The 17820-nt window shown below is 57.5% G+C and carries 16 protein-coding genes; 14 read left to right on the top strand and 2 right to left on the bottom strand.

The features are described 5' to 3' along the window. Positions 1–324 precede the first annotated feature (324 nt). On the bottom strand, positions 325–1614 hold the full coding sequence (gene gltA, locus ACYZTR_RS19965; RefSeq protein WP_461973441.1) for a citrate synthase: 1290 nt from the start codon (positions 1612–1614) through the stop codon (positions 325–327). A 363-nt stretch (positions 1615–1977) separates the two neighbouring features. On the opposite strand from gltA, the gene sdhC reads away from it, so the two are divergent. From sdhC to ACYZTR_RS19905, 12 genes are all read left to right on the top strand, one after another. After that, positions 1978–2352, top strand: coding sequence for a succinate dehydrogenase, cytochrome b556 subunit (gene sdhC, locus ACYZTR_RS19960; protein WP_282377550.1), 375 nt, complete (start codon positions 1978–1980; stop codon positions 2350–2352). Next, positions 2346–2714: a succinate dehydrogenase, hydrophobic membrane anchor protein gene (gene sdhD, locus ACYZTR_RS19955; RefSeq protein ID WP_007945134.1), complete on the top strand. Its 369-nt coding sequence runs from the start codon at positions 2346–2348 to the stop codon at positions 2712–2714. The genes sdhC and sdhD overlap by 7 nt, the downstream gene beginning before the upstream one ends. Positions 2715–2717: 3 nt before the next feature. Continuing rightward, positions 2718–4493: a succinate dehydrogenase flavoprotein subunit gene (gene sdhA, locus ACYZTR_RS19950; protein ID WP_449642348.1), complete on the top strand. Its 1776-nt coding sequence runs from the start codon at positions 2718–2720 to the stop codon at positions 4491–4493. Between the two features lie 11 nt (positions 4494–4504). Further along, complete coding sequence (locus ACYZTR_RS19945; protein WP_461973440.1) at positions 4505–5209, top strand: succinate dehydrogenase iron-sulfur subunit; 705 nt, start codon at positions 4505–4507, stop codon at positions 5207–5209. Positions 5210–5485: 276 nt separating this feature from the next. Beyond that, positions 5486–8317: a 2-oxoglutarate dehydrogenase E1 component gene (locus tag ACYZTR_RS19940; RefSeq protein ID WP_461973439.1), complete on the top strand. Its 2832-nt coding sequence runs from the start codon at positions 5486–5488 to the stop codon at positions 8315–8317. Between the two features lie 42 nt (positions 8318–8359). Further along, positions 8360–9580: a 2-oxoglutarate dehydrogenase complex dihydrolipoyllysine-residue succinyltransferase gene (gene odhB / locus ACYZTR_RS19935; RefSeq protein WP_461973438.1), complete on the top strand. Its 1221-nt coding sequence runs from the start codon at positions 8360–8362 to the stop codon at positions 9578–9580. Positions 9581–9687: 107 nt separating this feature from the next. Continuing rightward, a complete protein-coding gene (lpdA, locus tag ACYZTR_RS19930; RefSeq protein ID WP_461973437.1) occupies positions 9688–11124 on the top strand; it encodes a dihydrolipoyl dehydrogenase in 1437 nt (478 codons plus the stop codon). A 199-nt stretch (positions 11125–11323) separates the two neighbouring features. After that, positions 11324–12490, top strand: a complete 1167-nt coding sequence (gene sucC, locus ACYZTR_RS19925; RefSeq protein WP_103498765.1) for an ADP-forming succinate--CoA ligase subunit beta — start codon at positions 11324–11326, stop codon at positions 12488–12490. Beyond that, a complete protein-coding gene (sucD, locus tag ACYZTR_RS19920; protein WP_003210566.1) occupies positions 12490–13371 on the top strand; it encodes a succinate--CoA ligase subunit alpha in 882 nt (293 codons plus the stop codon). Before sucC ends, sucD begins: the two co-directional genes overlap by 1 nt. A 402-nt stretch (positions 13372–13773) precedes the next feature. Further along, positions 13774–15087 carry a branched-chain amino acid transport system II carrier protein gene (gene brnQ, locus ACYZTR_RS19915; RefSeq protein ID WP_461973436.1) on the top strand — a complete coding sequence of 438 codons (1314 nt, stop codon included), beginning with the start codon at positions 13774–13776 and terminating at the stop codon, positions 15085–15087. 158 nt (positions 15088–15245) lie between these two features. Next, complete coding sequence (locus tag ACYZTR_RS19910; protein ID WP_461973435.1) at positions 15246–15983, top strand: DUF599 domain-containing protein; 738 nt, start codon at positions 15246–15248, stop codon at positions 15981–15983. Continuing rightward, positions 15983–16384: an MAPEG family protein gene (locus ACYZTR_RS19905; RefSeq protein ID WP_282377557.1), complete on the top strand. Its 402-nt coding sequence runs from the start codon at positions 15983–15985 to the stop codon at positions 16382–16384. The genes ACYZTR_RS19910 and ACYZTR_RS19905 overlap by 1 nt, the downstream gene beginning before the upstream one ends. A 76-nt stretch (positions 16385–16460) precedes the next feature. Here the strand turns inward: ACYZTR_RS19905 and ACYZTR_RS19900 are convergent, their stop codons facing one another. After that, positions 16461–16694, bottom strand: a complete 234-nt coding sequence (locus tag ACYZTR_RS19900) for a hypothetical protein (RefSeq protein WP_109635983.1) — start codon at positions 16692–16694, stop codon at positions 16461–16463. A 158-nt stretch (positions 16695–16852) separates the two neighbouring features. On the opposite strand from ACYZTR_RS19900, the gene ACYZTR_RS19895 reads away from it, so the two are divergent. Both ACYZTR_RS19895 and ACYZTR_RS19890 read left to right on the top strand, forming a co-directional pair. Continuing rightward, on the top strand, positions 16853–17329 hold the full coding sequence (locus ACYZTR_RS19895; protein WP_461973434.1) for a PaaI family thioesterase: 477 nt from the start codon (positions 16853–16855) through the stop codon (positions 17327–17329). Next, entirely contained in the window at positions 17326–17778 is a 453-nt protein-coding gene (locus ACYZTR_RS19890) for a PaaI family thioesterase (protein ID WP_461973433.1), read from the top strand. The genes ACYZTR_RS19895 and ACYZTR_RS19890 overlap by 4 nt, the downstream gene beginning before the upstream one ends. Positions 17779–17820 lie beyond the last annotated feature (42 nt).

Here is a 17820-nt window from a genome sequence, read left to right as displayed (position 1 = left end):
CAGTGGGCAACCCGGCATGGATGCCGGGTTAGCCGCCCCCGGCCATGGATGGCCGATGGCGGCGGGCCCACGGAGCAGGACCGGAGCGAGGGCATGCCGAGCCTAGGCGAGGCACCGAACGAAAGGGGCAAGAGCGTTTTGGTTACTTTGGCGCTTTTCCAAAGTGACCCGCTGTCAGAGCGGAACCATAAGCGGCCGATACCGTAAAAACGGATATGTACCCAATCTGAATCCCAGTTAACCGACACCGCACAAACAAAAACGGCCTCTATATAAATGGAGGCCGTTTCCGGTGCAGGCTAAGACGTTATCGCAAGACAGGTCTTATTTGCGGTCTTCCAGCTTGGTGATATCACGCGACTCGTAGCCGGTGTACAGCTGGCGCGGACGGCCAATCTTGTACGGGCTGGAGAGCATTTCTTTCCAGTGAGAGATCCAGCCGACAGTCCGCGCCAAGGCGAAGATCACGGTGAACATGCTGGTTGGTATGCCGATCGCCTTGAGGATGATCCCCGAGTAGAAGTCGACGTTCGGGTACAGCGAGCGTTCGATGAAGTACGGGTCGGTCAGGGCGATCTCTTCCAGGCGCATGGCCAGTTCGAGTTGCGGATCGTTGGTGATGCCCAGTTCTTTCAGTACTTCGTCGCAGGTCTGCTTCATGACTGTGGCGCGTGGGTCGCGGTTTTTGTAAACCCGGTGACCGAAGCCCATCAGTTTGAACGGATCGTTCTTGTCCTTCGCCTTGGCGATGTACTTGTCGATGTTCGACACATCGCCAATTTCATCGAGCATGGTCAGAACAGCTTCGTTCGCGCCGCCGTGGGCAGGGCCCCACAGTGCAGCGATGCCGGCGGCGATACAGGCGAACGGGTTAGCACCCGAAGAGCCGGCCAGGCGTACGGTGGAGGTCGATGCGTTCTGCTCGTGGTCGGCATGGAGGATGAAGATCTTGTCCATGGCCTTGGCGAGTACCGGGCTGATCGGTTTGATCTCGCACGGGGTGTTGAACATCATGTGCAGGAAGTTTTCCGCGTACGTCAGGTCGTTGCGCGGGTACATCATGGGCTGGCCCATGGAGTACTTGTAAACCATCGCTGCCAGCGTCGGCATCTTGGCAACCAAACGGATCGCGGAGATTTCGCGATGCTGCGGGTTATTGATGTCCAGGGAGTCGTGGTAGAAGGCCGAGAGGGCGCCGACTACACCGCACATAACGGCCATCGGGTGGGCGTCGCGACGGAAGCCGTTGAAGAAGGTCTTGAGCTGCTCATGAACCATGGTGTGGTTCTTGACGGTGCTGACGAACTGGGCTTTCTGTTCTGCGGTCGGCAGTTCGCCGTTGAGCAGTAGATAGCAGGTTTCCAGGTAGTCCGATTTTTCAGCCAGCTGTTCGATCGGGTAGCCGCGGTGCAGCAGGATCCCGTTGTCACCGTCGATATAGGTGATCTTCGACTCGCAGGCAGCGGTCGACATGAAACCAGGGTCAAAGGTGAAACGGCCCGTGGCCGTCAGGCTCCGGACATCGATAACATCGGGACCAACGGTGCCGCTTAAAATGGGCAGCTCGACGGGGGCTGCGCCCTCGATGATCAACTGCGCTTTTTTGTCAGCCATGTGGCCTCCTATTTATGCTTGAAATCATCAGACAGACCCCCCACGCAGGGCCCGCACCACTATAGTGAGATAAATTCGAATGTCAATTTGCCTAAAGTCTTGCTCCAGAAGGCTTTAACCGAACTTTTTCCTCGAAATTGGCTGCCATTTACGCCTTTTATCTAACTTGTGCAATGCGCTATTAGGGGGAGGCGAACGCGTTGTCATTAGTAGCCTAACTGTCTATACTCGGCCTCCGACCGCCAGGGGCTTTTGGGCCTGCTTTACTGGGGGTCGCACTCCCTGGGTGGTGGGTACCTGACCAGTGCACTCCCCAACAACTTTGCCCTGATTGTTAGGGGCTCTTCAGTGTGAAAAAAAGCCGTGAATAGCCAACGACCTGTAAACCTAGACCTAAGGACCATCAAACTCCCAGTCACTGCTTACACGTCCATTCTTCACCGAATCTCCGGAATCATCCTCTTTGTCAGCCTGGCCATCATGCTTTATGCATTGGACAAGTCGCTCGACTCGGAAGAAGGCTTCGGTCAGGTGAAAGCGTGTCTGACCAGTCCGCTAGCCAAGCTAGTGACATGGGGCATCCTGTCCGCTCTGCTGTATCACCTGGTTGCCGGTGTGCGCCACTTGATGATGGACATGGGCATTGGCGAGTCGCTTGAAGGCGGCAAACTGGGCTCGAAAATCGTTATCGCCATTTCCGTGGTGGTAATCGTTCTCGCAGGAGTTTGGATATGGTAACTAACGTCACGAACCTGTCGCGTTCGGGCCTCTATGACTGGATGGCACAACGTGTGTCTGCGGTCGTTCTCGCGGCTTACTTCATTTTCCTGATCGGATACGTCGTCGCCAACCCTGGCATCGGCTACGCCCAATGGCATGAACTGTTCGCAAGCAACTGGATGCGTATTTTCAGTCTCCTGGCCCTCGTTGCCCTCGGCGCTCACGCCTGGGTCGGCATGTGGACCATCGCGACCGACTACCTGACGCCAATGGCGTTCGGCAAGTCCGCGACTGCAATACGTTTCCTCTTCCAGGCGGTATGCGGCGTCGCGATGTTCGCGTACTTCGTCTGGGGTGTGCAGATTCTTTGGGGTATCTGATTCATGTCTAATACAGTTAACACGCTTTCGTTCGACGCCATCATCATTGGCGGCGGCGGTGCTGGCATGCGCGCTGCGCTGCAGCTGGCACAGGGCGGTCACAAGACTGCCGTAGTTACCAAGGTTTTCCCGACTCGTTCGCACACTGTATCCGCCCAGGGTGGCATCACCTGCGCCATCGCCTCGGCAGATCCGAACGATGACTGGCGCTGGCACATGTACGATACCGTCAAGGGTTCCGACTATATCGGTGACCAGGACGCTATCGAATACATGTGTTCCGTAGGCCCGGAAGCGGTCTTTGAACTCGAGCACATGGGCTTGCCGTTCTCCCGTACCGAGCAAGGCCGCATCTATCAGCGTCCGTTCGGCGGTCAGTCGAAAGACTTCGGTAAAGGTGGCCAGGCTGCCCGTACGTGCGCCGCTGCCGACCGTACCGGTCACGCGCTGTTGCACACCCTGTACCAGGCCAACCTCAAGGCCGGCACCGTATTCCTCAACGAATACTACGGTGTCGACCTGGTGAAGAACGAAGACGGTGCCTTTGTCGGCATGATCGTCATCTGCATCGAAACCGGCGAAACCTCCTATGTTCGCGCCAACGCCACCGTACTGGCGACCGGCGGTGCAGGTCGTATCTACTCGTCCACCACCAATGCCCTGATCAACACCGGTGACGGCGTCGGCATGGCTCTGCGTGCTGGCGTGCCGGTACAAGACATTGAAATGTGGCAGTTCCATCCAACCGGCATCGCCGGCGCGGGTGTGCTGGTTACTGAAGGTTGCCGCGGTGAAGGCGGTTACCTGATCAACAAGCACGGCGAGCGTTTCATGGAGCGTTATGCTCCGAACGCCAAAGACCTGGCTGGTCGTGACGTGGTTGCTCGCTCGATGGTTAAAGAAATCATCGCTGGCAACGGTTGCGGTCCGGATGGCGACCACGTAATGCTGAAACTCGATCACCTCGGTGAAGAAGTTCTGCACAGCCGTCTGCCAGGCATCATGGAACTGTCCAAGACCTTCGCCCACGTCGATCCAGCCGTGTCGCCAATTCCGGTCGTTCCAACCTGCCACTATATGATGGGCGGCGTGCCGACCAACATTCACGGTCAGGCGATCACTCAGGACGCCGACGGCGTTGACCAGATCATCCCGGGTCTGTTCGCAGTAGGCGAAGTGGCCTGCGTATCGGTTCACGGTGCCAACCGTCTGGGCGGTAACTCGTTGCTCGACCTGGTGGTATTCGGTCGTGCTGCCGGCCTGTTCCTGGAGCAGACCCTGAAAGAAGGCGTCGATTACACTCGCGCTCGCCAGTCCGACATCGACGCTGCCCTGGCGCGTCTCGATGGCCTGAACTCGCGTACCGAGGGCGAAGACGTCGCCACCCTGCGTAAAGAGCTGCAAAGCTGCATGCAGAACTATTTCGGTGTATTCCGTACCGGCGAATACATGCAGAAGGGTATTGCCCAGCTGGCTGATCTGCGTGGCCGTATCGCCAACGTCAAGATCAACGACAAGAGCCAGGCGTTCAACACTGCTCGTATCGAAGCTCTGGAATTGCAGAACCTGCTGGAAGTGGCTGAAGCTACCGCCATCGCCGCAGAAATCCGCAAAGAGTCACGCGGCGCTCACGCCCGTGAAGACTTCGAAGAGCGCGATGACGTTAACTGGCTGTGCCACACCTTGTATTTCCCGGGTGAGAAGCGCGTTACCAAGCGTGCCGTGAATTTCTCGCCAAAAACAGTCCCGACCTTTGAACCAATGATTCGGACTTATTAAGGGTGGCCGCCATGTTGCAAGTCAGTGTTTATCGCTACAACCCTGATCAGGACGCCGCGCCGTTCATGCAGGAATTTTCGGTCAATACCAACGGTAAAGACCTGATGGTGCTGGACGTGCTGGCCCTGATCAAAGAGCAGGACGAGGGTTTCTCCTATCGTCGCTCTTGCCGTGAAGGTGTTTGCGGTTCCGACGGCATGAACATCAACGGCAAAAACGCTCTGGCGTGCGTCACGCCGCTGTCCGCTGTCGTAAAAGGTAACAAGCTGATCGTTCGTCCTCTGCCAGGTTTGCCGGTTATCCGTGACCTGGTCGTCGATATGAGCATCTTCTACAAGCAATACGAGAAGGTTAAGCCATACCTGCAGAACGACACGCCGGCTCCGGCCATCGAACGTCTGCAGACCCCTGAAGAGCGTGAAAAGCTCGACGGTCTGTACGAGTGCATCCTGTGCGCTTGCTGCTCGACCTCTTGCCCGTCCTTCTGGTGGAACCCGGACAAGTTCCTGGGTCCAGCTGCTCTGCTGCAAGCGTATCGCTTCCTGGCAGACAGCCGCGACACCAAGACTGCCGAGCGTCTGGCTTCGCTGGATGACCCGTTCAGCGTATTCCGCTGCCGCGGGATCATGAACTGCGTCAACGTCTGCCCGAAAGGCCTGAACCCGACTAAGGCCATCGGTCACGTACGTAACATGTTGCTGCAAAGCGGCGTGTGATTCAGCTGCTGTAACCCGGCTGTTGTAAATGTAGGACCGCTGTACCCGTAGATGCTACGGCGCAGGCTTCAACCGGCGCCGTAGTTTTAACCTGAGCAGCAGCTTATAAGGCTGCGGCTCTTATTTTGAAGAAATGAGACAAGCAGGGGCATCCGGGCTGGTACCCGGACTATCAGCGTGATCCTAAGTGGCTTGTTTTAGTCGCTGCATTCGGACTTCTGCAAGTGTGCTCGGTGTCGACGCCGGTGGTGTTCCCCTAACCGAGGGTGACCAAGCATGCAAGAAAGCGTGATGCAGCGCATGTGGAACAGCGCCTACCTATCTGGTAGTAACGCTGCCTATGTGGAAGAGCTCTATGAGCTCTACCTGCACGACCCTAACGCTGTGCCAGAAGAGTGGCGCACCTACTTCCAGAAGTTGCCAGCTGACGGCAACACTGCCACCGATGTTTCGCACTCGACAATTCGCGATCATTTCGTCTTGCTGGCAAAGAACCAGCGCCGCGCCCAACCGGTTTCCGCCGGCAGCGTGAGCAGTGAGCACGAGAAGAAGCAAGTTGAAGTGCTGCGATTGATCCAGGCCTACCGTATGCGTGGCCACCAGGCAGCCCAGCTTGATCCGCTGGGGCTGTGGCAGCGTCCTGCACCTGCAGACCTGTCGATCAATCATTACGGCTTGACCAATGCCGATCTTGATACGACCTTCCGTGCCGGCGACCTGTTCATCGGCAAAGAGGAAGCGAGCCTACGCGAAATTCACGAAGCGTTGCAGCAGACATATTGCCGCACCATCGGCGCTGAATTCACGCATATCACCGATTCCGAGCAGCGCCAGTGGTTCCAGCAGCGTCTGGAAAGCGTGCGTGGCCGTCCGACGTACTCCGCCGACATCAAGAGTCATCTGCTCGAGCGCGTCACGGCCGGCGAAGGCCTGGAAAAATACCTGGGCACCAAATACCCGGGCACCAAGCGTTTCGGTCTGGAAGGCGGCGAAAGTCTGATTCCGATGCTCGATGAGCTGATCCAGCGTTCCGGTTCCTACGGCACCAAGGAAATCGTTATCGGCATGGCCCACCGTGGTCGTCTGAACGTGCTGGTCAACACCTTTGGCAAGAACCCGCGCGAGCTGTTCGACGAGTTCGAAGGCAAGAAGAAGGTCGAGCTGGGTTCCGGTGATGTTAAATATCACCAGGGCTTCTCGTCCAACGTCATGACCACCGGTGGTGAAGTTCACTTGGCCATGGCGTTCAACCCGTCCCACCTGGAAATTGTATCTCCAGTGGTCGAGGGTTCGGTCCGTGCCCGTCAGGACCGTCGTAACGACCCTACCGGTGAAAAGGTTCTGCCGATTTCCATCCACGGCGACGCGGCATTCGCCGGTCAAGGCGTGGTGATGGAAACCTTTCAGATGTCGCAGACCCGCGGTTTCAAAACCGGCGGCACCGTGCACATCGTCATCAACAACCAGGTCGGTTTCACCATCAGCAACCCGCTGGACTCGCGTTCCACCGAGTACGCGACCGACGTTGCGAAAATGATCCAGGCGCCCATCCTCCATGTGAATGGTGATGATCCGGAAGCCGTATTGTTCGTGACCCAGTTGGCCATCGACTACCGCATGCAGTACAAGCGCGACGTGGTGATCGACCTGGTCTGCTACCGTCGTCGCGGCCACAACGAGGCCGACGAGCCAAGCGGTACCCAGCCTCTGATGTATCAGCAAATCGCCAAGCAGCGCACCACGCGTGAACTGTATGCCGATCGTCTGACCCAGGGCGGTGTGCTGGACGTTGAGCGTGTTCAGGCGAAAGTCGACGAATACCGCAACGCGCTGGACAACGGTCTGCATGTTGTAAAAAGCCTGGTCAAAGAGCCGAACAAAGAGTTGTTCGTGGACTGGCGTCCGTATCTGGGCCATGCCTGGACCGCGCGTCACGACACTCGCTTCGATCTGAAAACCTTGCAGGAACTGTCTGCCAAGCTGCTGGAAATTCCGGAAGGCTTCGTGGTTCAGCGCCAGGTCTCGAAAATCTACGAAGACCGTCAGAAGATGCAAGTCGGCGGCCTGCCGATCAACTGGGGTTACGCCGAAACCATGGCGTACGCGACCCTGGCGTTCGAGGGTCACCCGATTCGCATGACCGGTCAGGACATCGGGCGCGGTACGTTCTCGCACCGTCACGCTGTCTTGCACAACCAGAAAGACACGGGCAGCTACATTCCGCTGCAGAATCTGTACAAAGGTCAGCCACGCTTCGACCTGTACGATTCGTTCCTGTCTGAAGAGGCCGTACTGGCGTTCGAATACGGTTACTCGACCACCACACCTGAGGCGCTGGTTCTCTGGGAAGCCCAGTTCGGCGACTTCGCCAACGGTGCCCAGGTGGTTATCGACCAGTTCATTACCAGTGGCGAGCACAAGTGGGGCCGTCTCTGCGGTCTGACCATGTTGCTGCCGCACGGTTATGAAGGTCAGGGTCCGGAGCACTCTTCGGCTCGTCTGGAGCGTTACCTGCAACTGTGCGCCGAGCACAACATTCAGGTAGCCGTGCCGACCACGCCGGCGCAGATCTACCACTTGCTGCGTCGTCAGGTGATTCGCCCGCTGCGCAAGCCATTGATCGTCCTGACGCCGAAGTCGTTGCTGCGTCACAAACTGGCCGTGTCGACCCTGGAAGATCTGGCCGAAGGTTCGTTCCAGACCGTTATCCCGGAAATCGATGTTCAAGACCCGAAAAAGGTCGAGCGCATTGTTCTGTGTAGCGGCAAGGTCTACTACGACCTGCTGGAAAAACGCCGTGCCGAAGGTCGTGATGACATCGCCGTCGTGCGTATCGAGCAGCTGTACCCATTCCCTGAGGACGACTTGAACGAAGTCCTGGCTCCGTACACCAACCTCAAACATATCGTTTGGTGTCAGGAAGAGCCGATGAACCAGGGTGCGTGGTACTGCAGCCAACACCACATGCGTCGCATCGTTGGTAATCACAACAAGTCTCTCGTACTCGAGTACGCGGGCCGTGATGCCTCTGCTGCACCTGCTTGTGGTTACGCATCGATGCACGCTGAGCAGCAAGAAAAACTGCTGCAAGACGCCTTTACTGTTTAACGCCTTCGCGCACTTGAAACCGAATTTAAGGACCCACAGATAATGGCTATCGAAATCAAAGCCCCCACTTTCCCGGAATCGGTTGCCGATGGCACCGTTGCCACCTGGCACAAAAAGCCGGGCGACGCCGTCAAGCGCGATGATCTGATCGTCGACATCGAAACCGACAAAGTCGTACTGGAAGTGTTGGCCACCGCTGACGGCGTGCTGGGCGCTATCGTCAAGAACGAAGGCGACACCGTTCTGTCCGACGAAGTCCTGGGCTCCATCGAAGCGGGTGGCGCTGCTGCCGCTCCAGCCGCTGCCGCTGCTCCGGCCGCTGCACAGGCTGCTGCTCCAGCCGCTGAAGGCGAAGACGATCCTGTTGCTGCACCGGCTGCTCGCAAGCTGGCTGAAGAAAGCGGCATCAACATCGCTTCCGTTGCCGGTACCGGCAAAGGCGGTCGTGTGACCAAGGAAGACGTGGTAGCGGCTGTTGCTGCCAAGAAAGCCGCTCCGGCTGCCGCGCCTGCCAAGGCTGCTGCACCTGCCGCTGCTGCTCCGGTGTTCGCCGCCGGTGACCGTGTTGAAAAACGCGTTCCAATGACCCGTCTGCGCGCCAAGGTTGCCGAGCGTCTGGTTGAAGCCCAGTCGAACATGGCGATGCTGACCACGTTCAACGAAGTCGACATGACCGAAGTCATGGCGCTGCGTTCGAAGTACAAGGACCTGTTCGAGAAGTCCCACAACGGCGTGCGCCTGGGCTTCATGTCGTTCTTCGTGAAAGCGGCGACCGAAGCGCTGAAACGCTACCCGGCTGTGAACGCCTCGATCGACGGTGCCGACATCGTTTACCACGGCTACGCCGACGTTGGTGTGGCTGTTTCCAGCGACCGCGGTCTGGTTGTACCGGTTCTGCGTAACGCCGAACTGATGAGCCTGGCTGAAATCGAAGGCGGCATCGCCACCTTCGGCAAGAAGGCTCGTGACGGCAAACTGTCGATGGACGAGATGACCGGCGGTACGTTCACCATCACCAACGGTGGTACCTTCGGTTCGATGATGTCGACCCCGATCGTCAACCCACCACAAGCGGCTATCCTGGGCATGCACAACATTCTGCAGCGTCCGATGGCGATCAACGGTCAAGTCGTTATACGTCCGATGATGTACCTGGCTCTGTCCTACGATCACCGTCTGATCGATGGCAAAGAAGCTGTGACCTTCCTGGTTACCATCAAGAACCTGCTGGAAGACCCGGCTCGTTTGCTGCTGGATATCTGATTCCGTTGCACGGGCCGTCCAGTGGACGGCCCTTCTGTAATGACCAGCTTCGTCCCACGACGGTCCTCCAAAGGGCCCGTCCGGTTTGATTCGAGAAGGAATGACACATGACTCAGAAATTCGACGTGGTAGTGATTGGCGCGGGCCCTGGCGGCTACGTGGCGGCCATTAAAGCAGCGCAACTGGGCCTCACCACTGCCTGCATCGAGAAATACACCGACAAGGAAGGCAAACTGGCCCTCGGCGGTACTTGCCTGAACGTCGGCTGCATTCCCTCCAAGGCGCTGCTGGACAGCTCCTGGAAATACAAGGAAGCCAAAGAAGGCTTCGCGATCCACGGTATCAATCACGCTGGCGTGACCATGGACGTGGCTGCAATGGTTGGCCGTAAAGCCAACATCGTCAAAGGCCTTACCTCTGGCGTTGCAACCCTGTTCAAGGCGAACGGCGTCACTTCCCTGCAAGGCCACGGCAAACTGCTGGCCGGCAAGAAAGTCGAACTGACCAAGCCAGACGGCACCGTCGAAATCATCGAAGCCGAGAACGTGATCCTGGCTTCGGGCTCGCGTCCGATCGACATTCCACCGGCTCCGGTTGACCAGAACGTGATCGTCGATTCGACTGGCGCGCTGGAATTCCAATCGGTTCCTAAGCGTCTGGGCGTGATCGGCGCTGGCGTAATCGGTCTGGAACTGGGTTCGGTCTGGTCCCGCCTGGGTTCCGAAGTGGTTGTTCTGGAAGCACTGGAGAAGTTCCTGCCAGCGGCTGACGACGCCGTTTCCAAAGAAGCCTACAAAACCCTGACCAAACAAGGTCTGAACATCAAGCTGGGCGCTCGCGTCACCGGTTCCAAAGTGAACGGCGACGAAGTCGTTGTGAACTACACCGATGCCAATGGCGAACAGAACATCACCTTCGACAAGCTGATCGTTGCCGTCGGTCGCCGTCCAGTGACCACCGAGCTGCTGGCAGCTGACAGCGGTGTAAACATCGACGAACGTGGTTTCGTTTTCGTTGACGACCAGTGCGCGACCAGCGTTCCGGGCGTTTTCGCGATCGGCGACGTGGTTCGCGGCATGATGCTGGCGCACAAGGCGTCCGAAGAAGGCATCATGGTTGTTGAGCGCATCAAGGGCCACAAAGCCCAGATCAACTATGACCTGATCCCGTCTGTTATTTATACTCACCCGGAAATCGCTTGGGTCGGTAAAACCGAGCAAACCTTGAAAGCTGAAGGCGTTGAAGTTAACGTCGGCACTTTCCCGTTTGCAGCCAGTGGCCGTGCCATGGCAGCCAACGACACCGGCGGTTTCGTGAAAGTCATTGCTGATGCCAAGACTGACCGCGTATTGGGCGTCCACGTGATTGGCCCGAGCGCTGCAGAACTGGTTCAGCAGGGCGCGATCGGTATGGAATTCGGCACCAGTGCCGAAGACCTGGGCATGATGGTTTTCTCCCATCCGACCCTGTCCGAAGCCTTGCACGAAGCAGCTCTGGCAGTGAATGGCGGCGCCATTCACATCGCCAACCGCAAGAAGCGTTAAGACAAGACAATAAGAAACCACGGCGGAAGGCCCGTCGTGAGCCTTGCGTGCAAGACTCACCGCGGAATGTCCGCCGGACGCAGCCTTGCGTAGTTCACCGGATATCCGGAACACCTACGCAAGCAGCAGTCACAGGTGGTGCGGCACTTGAACAAGTGCAGCACCGAATGCGCAGTACCTAACGAAGACGGTAATTAGCATGAATCTTCACGAGTATCAGGGTAAGCAGCTGTTCGCTGAATACGGCCTGCCAGTATCCCAGGGTTTCGCCGTAGACACCCCGGAAGCTGCAGCAGAAGCGTGCGACAAGATCGGCGGGACCGAGTGGGTTGTCAAAGCCCAGGTTCACGCAGGTGGTCGCGGTAAAGCGGGCGGCGTCAAGCTGGTTCGCAGCAAAGAAGACGCCAAAGCATTCGCTCAACAGTGGTTGGGCAAGCGTCTGGTGACTTACCAGACTGATGCCAATGGTCAGCCAGTCACCAAGATCCTGGTTGAATCGTGCACTGATATCGCTAAAGAGCTGTACCTGGGCGCTGTCGTTGACCGTTCGAGCCGTCGTATCGTGTTCATGGCTTCCACCGAAGGTGGCGTGGACATCGAGAAAATCGCTCACGACACCCCTGAGAAAATCCTCAAGGCCACTATCGATCCACTGGTTGGCGCTCAGCCATTCCAGGGGCGCGAGCTGGCATTCCAACTGGGTCTGGAAGGCAAGCAAGTTACTCAGTTCGCCAAGATCTTCGTAGGTCTGGCCAAGCTGTTCAAGGATCACGACCTGGCTCTGCTGGAAGTGAACCCGCTGGTGATCAAGGCTGACGGCGATCTGCATTGCCTCGACGCCAAGATCAACATCGACGCCAACGCCATGTACCGTCAGCCTAAGCTGAAGACTTTCCACGATCCGTCGCAAGACGATCCGCGCGAAGCGCACGCTGCCAAGTTCGAACTGAACTACGTAGCACTGGAAGGCAACATCGGTTGCATGGTCAACGGTGCTGGCCTGGCCATGGGTACCATGGACATCGTCAACCTGCATGGCGGCAAACCAGCCAACTTCCTCGACGTGGGCGGCGGTGCTACCAAAGAACGCGTTACCGAAGCGTTCAAGATCATTCTGTCCGACACTAACGTCGCTGCAGTATTGGTCAACATCTTCGGCGGCATCGTTCGTTGCGACATGATTGCCGAAGGCATCATCGGCGCTGTGAAAGAAGTCGGCGTGAAAATCCCGGTTGTTGTTCGCCTTGAAGGCAACAACGCTGAGCTGGGCGCTAAAGTACTGGCAGAAAGCGGTTTGAACATCATCGCTGCTACCAGCCTGACCGACGCTGCTCAACAAGTTGTCAAAGCTGCGGAGGGCAAATAATGAGCGTCCTGATCAATAAAGACACCAAAGTTATCTGCCAGGGTATTACCGGTTCGCAAGGTAGTTTCCACACCCAGCAAGCCATCGAATACGGCACCAAGATGGTCGGTGGCGTAACTCCGGGCAAAGGCGGCACCGAGCACCTGGGTCTGCCAGTGTTCAACACCGTGAAAGACGCTGTAGCTGCCACTGGCGCCACTGCCAGCGTGATCTACGTTCCGGCTCCTTTCTGCAAGGACTCCATCCTGGAAGCAGCCTTCGGCGGCATCAAGCTGATCGTTTGCATCACTGAAGGCATTCCTACCCTGGATATGCTGGATGCCAAGGTCAAGTGCGACGAGCTGGGTGTAGTCCTGATCGGTCCTAACTGCCCAGGCGTGATCACTCCAGGCGAATGCAAGATCGGCATCATGCCAGGTCACATTCACTTGCCAGGTAAAGTCGGTATCGTTTCCCGTTCCGGCACCCTGACCTACGAAGCTGTTAAGCAGACGACTGACGCCGGTTTCGGTCAGTCGACTTGCGTCGGCATCGGTGGTGACCCGATCCCGGGTTCGAACTTCATCGACATCCTGAAGCTGTTCCAGGAAGACCCGAAGACCGAAGCGATCGTGATGATCGGCGAGATCGGCGGTTCGGCTGAAGAAGAAGCGGCTGCCTACATCAAGGCACACGTGACCAAGCCAGTTGTTTCCTACATCGCTGGTGTGACTGCCCCTGCAGGCAAGCGCATGGGCCATGCTGGCGCAATCATCTCTGGCGGCAAAGGCACTGCAGACGAGAAGTTTGCTGCCCTGGAAGACGCAGGCGTCAAAACCGTGCGTTCGCTGGCAGACATCGGCAAGGCTTTGTCCGAGCTGACCGGTTGGGCAGTCAAGTAAGCCTCGCGCTAATCTGACGCTTTACCAGACAAAGGCCACCTTCGGGTGGCCTTTGTCGTTTCCGGGGTTTGTGTTGGCCGTTCGGGCCCCTTCGCGAGCAAGCCCACTCCCACATTTGACCGCATTCCACTGTGGGAGCGGGCTTGCTCGCGAAGGCGGACTTACAGGCGACAACCATTAACATGCAAAAACGCGACACAGAAATGTCGTGCATCGGATAGTTCGCACCCTAACAGTGCGTTTGTCGGGCAAATTCGTTAGGCTAGCAGCCATTTTTGCGTCCGCAGCCCACAAGGTTGCTCCGCGCTAAACGGGTCAGTCCTATACGGACCGACAGCATTTCCCTCACCCCTCAGGGAAATCCCTCTCTAAATTCCGATTCAGTAGTGTGGTATTTCCTTAATGAAAGTGTTGAAAGGCCAGGACATCCTGGCACTTGGTTTTATGACTTTTGCCTTGTTTGTCGGGGCTGGCAACATCATCTTCCCGCCTATCGTCGGTCTGCAGTCCGGTCCAAATGTCTGGATGGCGGCGCTGGGCTTTCTGATCACCGCGGTCGGTCTGCCAGTGATCACCGTGATCGCCCTGGCAAAGGTCGGTGGCGCCATGGATGCCTTGAGCAGCCCGATCGGTAAAGTCGCCGGTGGCCTGCTGGCGGCCGCGTGCTACCTCGCTGTCGGCCCGCTGTTCGCGACACCGCGCACCGCCTCCGTGTCGTTCGAAGTCGGCCTGGCGCCGCTGACCGGCGAGAGCCCACTGGCGTTGTTCCTCTACAGTTCGGTGTACTTCCTGCTGGTGTTCTTCATCTCGCTTTATCCAGGCCGTTTGCTGGATACCGTAGGACGTTTCCTCGCGCCGCTGAAGATCATCGCCTTGGCCGCTCTCGGCATCGCAGCGTTTGCATTGCCGGCCGGTGATGTCGGCGTAGCCACCCCGGAATACGTGGCGGCACCGTTCTCCCAAGGCTTCATCAATGGTTACCTGACCATGGATACCCTGGGTGCGCTGGTATTCGGCATTGTCATCGTCAACGCGATCCGTTCCCGTGGCGTCGAGTCGCCGGTGTTGATTACCCGTTACGCGATCATTGCCGGGCTGATTGCCGGCGTGGGTCTGGCGCTGGTTTACGTCAGCCTGTTCCGTCTCGGTTCGGGCAGCCATGAAGTGGCTGCGGGTGCCACCAACGGCGCGGCGGTGTTGCACGCTTACGTGCAACACACCTTCGGTTCTCTGGGCAGCGGTTTTCTGGCGGTGCTGATCTCCTTGGCCTGTCTGGTGACGGCGGTGGGTCTGACCTGCGCCTGCGCCGAATACTTCAGCCGTGTGCTGCCGCTGTCCTACAAAACATTGGTCATCATCCTGGCCGTGTTCTCGCTGCTGGTGTCCAACCTTGGGCTCACCAAGCTGATTGCGTTCTCGATCCCGGTGCTGACCGCGATCTACCCGCCGTGCATTGCCCTGGTAGCCCTGAGCTTCTGCAAGGACTTCTGGCATGAGCAGGGCCGCATCGTCGGCCCGGTGATGCTGGTCTCGTTCATCTTCGGCCTGATCGACGCCCTCAAGGGCGCGGGCCTGGCGGACTGGATGCCGGCTCAGATGTCCCACCTGCCGCTGAGCGAGCAAGGCCTGGCCTGGCTGGTGCCGGCGGTCATGACCCTGGTGGTCGCGGTGGTCTGCGATCGTCTGCTGGGCAAGCGCGAAGAAGCCCTGGCTTAAGCCGCTTCATGGCCCGCCACAAGCGGGTCTCAAGCACATATGGAAATGCCCCGTATCAATCGATACGGGGCATTTTTTTTGGAGTCGGTGCAGTGTCTTTTTCCTTGAGCTAACGTCGAAGCACTACTTGCTTTGCCAAACACATCACAAGGACCTGCATGTCGTTCATCCACGCCAATATGATCCACATCCTCGCCGCGCTCTGGTTCGTCATCTGCTGGGGCGGCTACACCCGCTATGCGTCGTGGAAGGGCCGCGACACCGCGTGTCTGGCCAGTGTGCTGCACTTGTATCGCGAAGACTGGATGCGCCGCATGCTGTTGCGCGACAACCGTATCGCTGACGCCAGCGTGGTCGGCAACCTGGAGCGCAATGCTTCGTTCTTCGCCTCCAGCACACTGATTATCCTGGCCGGCATTCTCACGGTGCTCGGTGCCTCGGAAAGAGCCGTGTCGTTGCTGGCGGATATCCCGATAGTGCAGCAGGCCTCTCAAGGGATGTCGGAGATCAAGTTGCTGTGCCTGGCGCTGGTGTTTGTCTATGCGTTCTTCACGTTCAGCTGGTGCATGCGCCAGTACAACTTCGCGGCCATTCTGATTGGCTCGGCGCCGATGGTCGGGGAGCGTCACGTTTCCGAGCAGGAGCGCAAAGCCTTTGCTGCCCGTGCGGCGCGCGTCATCTCTATGGCCGCCAACCAGTTCAACTTCGGCCTGCACGCTTACTACTTCGGCATGACCATGCTGGCCTGGTTCGTCAGCCCCTGGTTGTTCATGTTGATGAGCACCGGCGTCGTGCTGGTGTTGTATCGCCGGGAGTTTCATTCCGACGTTCTCGACGTGATGGTCTATACACCTACAGAGGCGCCATTGCCCGAAGCGAACAAAGAGGCCGCTTGATGAGTATTCCGTTCTGGTGTGTGTTTATCAGTGCCTTGCTGATTTTCGTGGCAAAGATTCCCGTGGCCAAAGCGATGAACGAGCAGGGCGGTTACGACAACCATCTGCCGCGTCAGCAACAGGCGCAACTGACAGGCTTTGGTGCCCGTGCGTTGGCGGCTCATCAGAACTGTTTTGAGGCGTTCATTCTGTTCGCGGTGGGGGTGTTGATGGCTCACACCACGCAGACGGCGGGGTGGCTGATCGACTTGTTGGCAATCGTCTTCGTGATTACGCGAATCATTTATTTACTGTGCTATTGGGTTGATCTGGCCTGGCAACGGAGCTTGGTGTGGTTCGTCGGACTCGTGTGTTCGTTGCTGTTGATGATTAGTCCGACTTTTAGAACTATTTTGCTGTAATGCCTGCACTGCAAAAAAAAGCAGACAAAAGAAAACCCGCACTTGGCGGGTTTTCTTTATCACGCTAAAAACTGTTTTAGTTTTTAGGTGCTTCTTTTGCTGCCGCTGCATCCGATTCAGCCTGAGCTTTGGCGGCTTCGGCGTTTTCTTTCGCAGCGTCGTTCACTTTATCCTGAGCTTTGTTCATGTCTTGCTGAGCTTGCTCAGCATGTTGGTTAGCATCTTGAGCTTTGTCCTCGGATTTTTTATCGCAGGCAGCGAGACCGAGGGAAGCGGTCAACATCAAGGCAATAGCTAAAGTCTTACGCATGGGGTGTTTCTCCTTATGGAAAATATATCTACTGGCCTTTCGAGCTTAGCCCGCAACGTTAAGTTCCTCAATTTATACAAATATATAAGATTATTCTGACGGGACTTTTACTAAGGCGCCTAGTGCGTTGCCAGAACACTACGAAGAGTTGGATAAAAATGGCCGAAAACCCCGTTTTTGAGCGCGCCACGCGATTTCTATCGGCGCTGCGACATTGTCAGGTACTTGGGCTGCGGGTTCACAGCGCCAGCAGCGAAGGGCTAACCGTCATCCTGCCGTACAGTCCTCAAATTGTGGGCAACCCGCAAACCGGGGTGATCCATGGCGGAGCGCTGACCTCGCTGATGGACACTGCCTGTGGCATGTCGACCCTCTGCGTGCTAACCGAATTTGAGGTCTGCCCGACCCTCGACCTGCGCATCGACTACATGCACGCCGCTGAACCACACAAAGATGTCTACGGTTTTGCTCAGTGCTACCGGGTGACCACGGATGTGATCTTTGCTCGCGGTTTTGCCTATCAGGACGATCCCGAGCAACCCATCGCCCACGTGGTGGGTACCTTCATGCGCATGGGCAAAGCCATCAAAGGCACCAAAGGTTTTGGCGGCGTCATCGCCAGAGGTGCGAAATGACCGACGCCTTCAAGGCACAACTTCAGAAGGCACATGAGCAGGGCGAATACGCTTCGCTGCTGCACCTGATTCCTTACGCCAAACTGATCGGCGTTGAATGTTCGCGGGTGGGGGATGATCTGCTGTTTCGCTTGCCGGCCAACAAGGACAACATTGGTAACCCTTTATTGCCGGCGATTCATGGCGGCGTGATCGCCGGGTTCATGGAGCTGTCTGCAGCGTTGCACCTGCTGATTTTCACCGGTTCGCCGGGTGTGCCGAAGATCATCGACTTCTCCCTCGACTACCTGCGTGCGGGGCAGTTTCGCGACACCTGGGCCCGATGCCAGGTTTGCCGTCAGGGTCGCCGGGTGGCCAACGTTGCGATTACGGCCTGGCAAAGTACCGAAGCTGAACCGATTGCCACGGCCCGCGCCCATTTCAAAATCGAAGAGCCCTTGAAATCCTGAACACTGCCCCCAACTTTGATGACAACCCGCCGCCGACCCTCA

This window comes from Pseudomonas sp. Hz4 (assembly GCF_054898165.1).
This window is presented reverse-complemented; position numbering and strand designations above follow the sequence as displayed.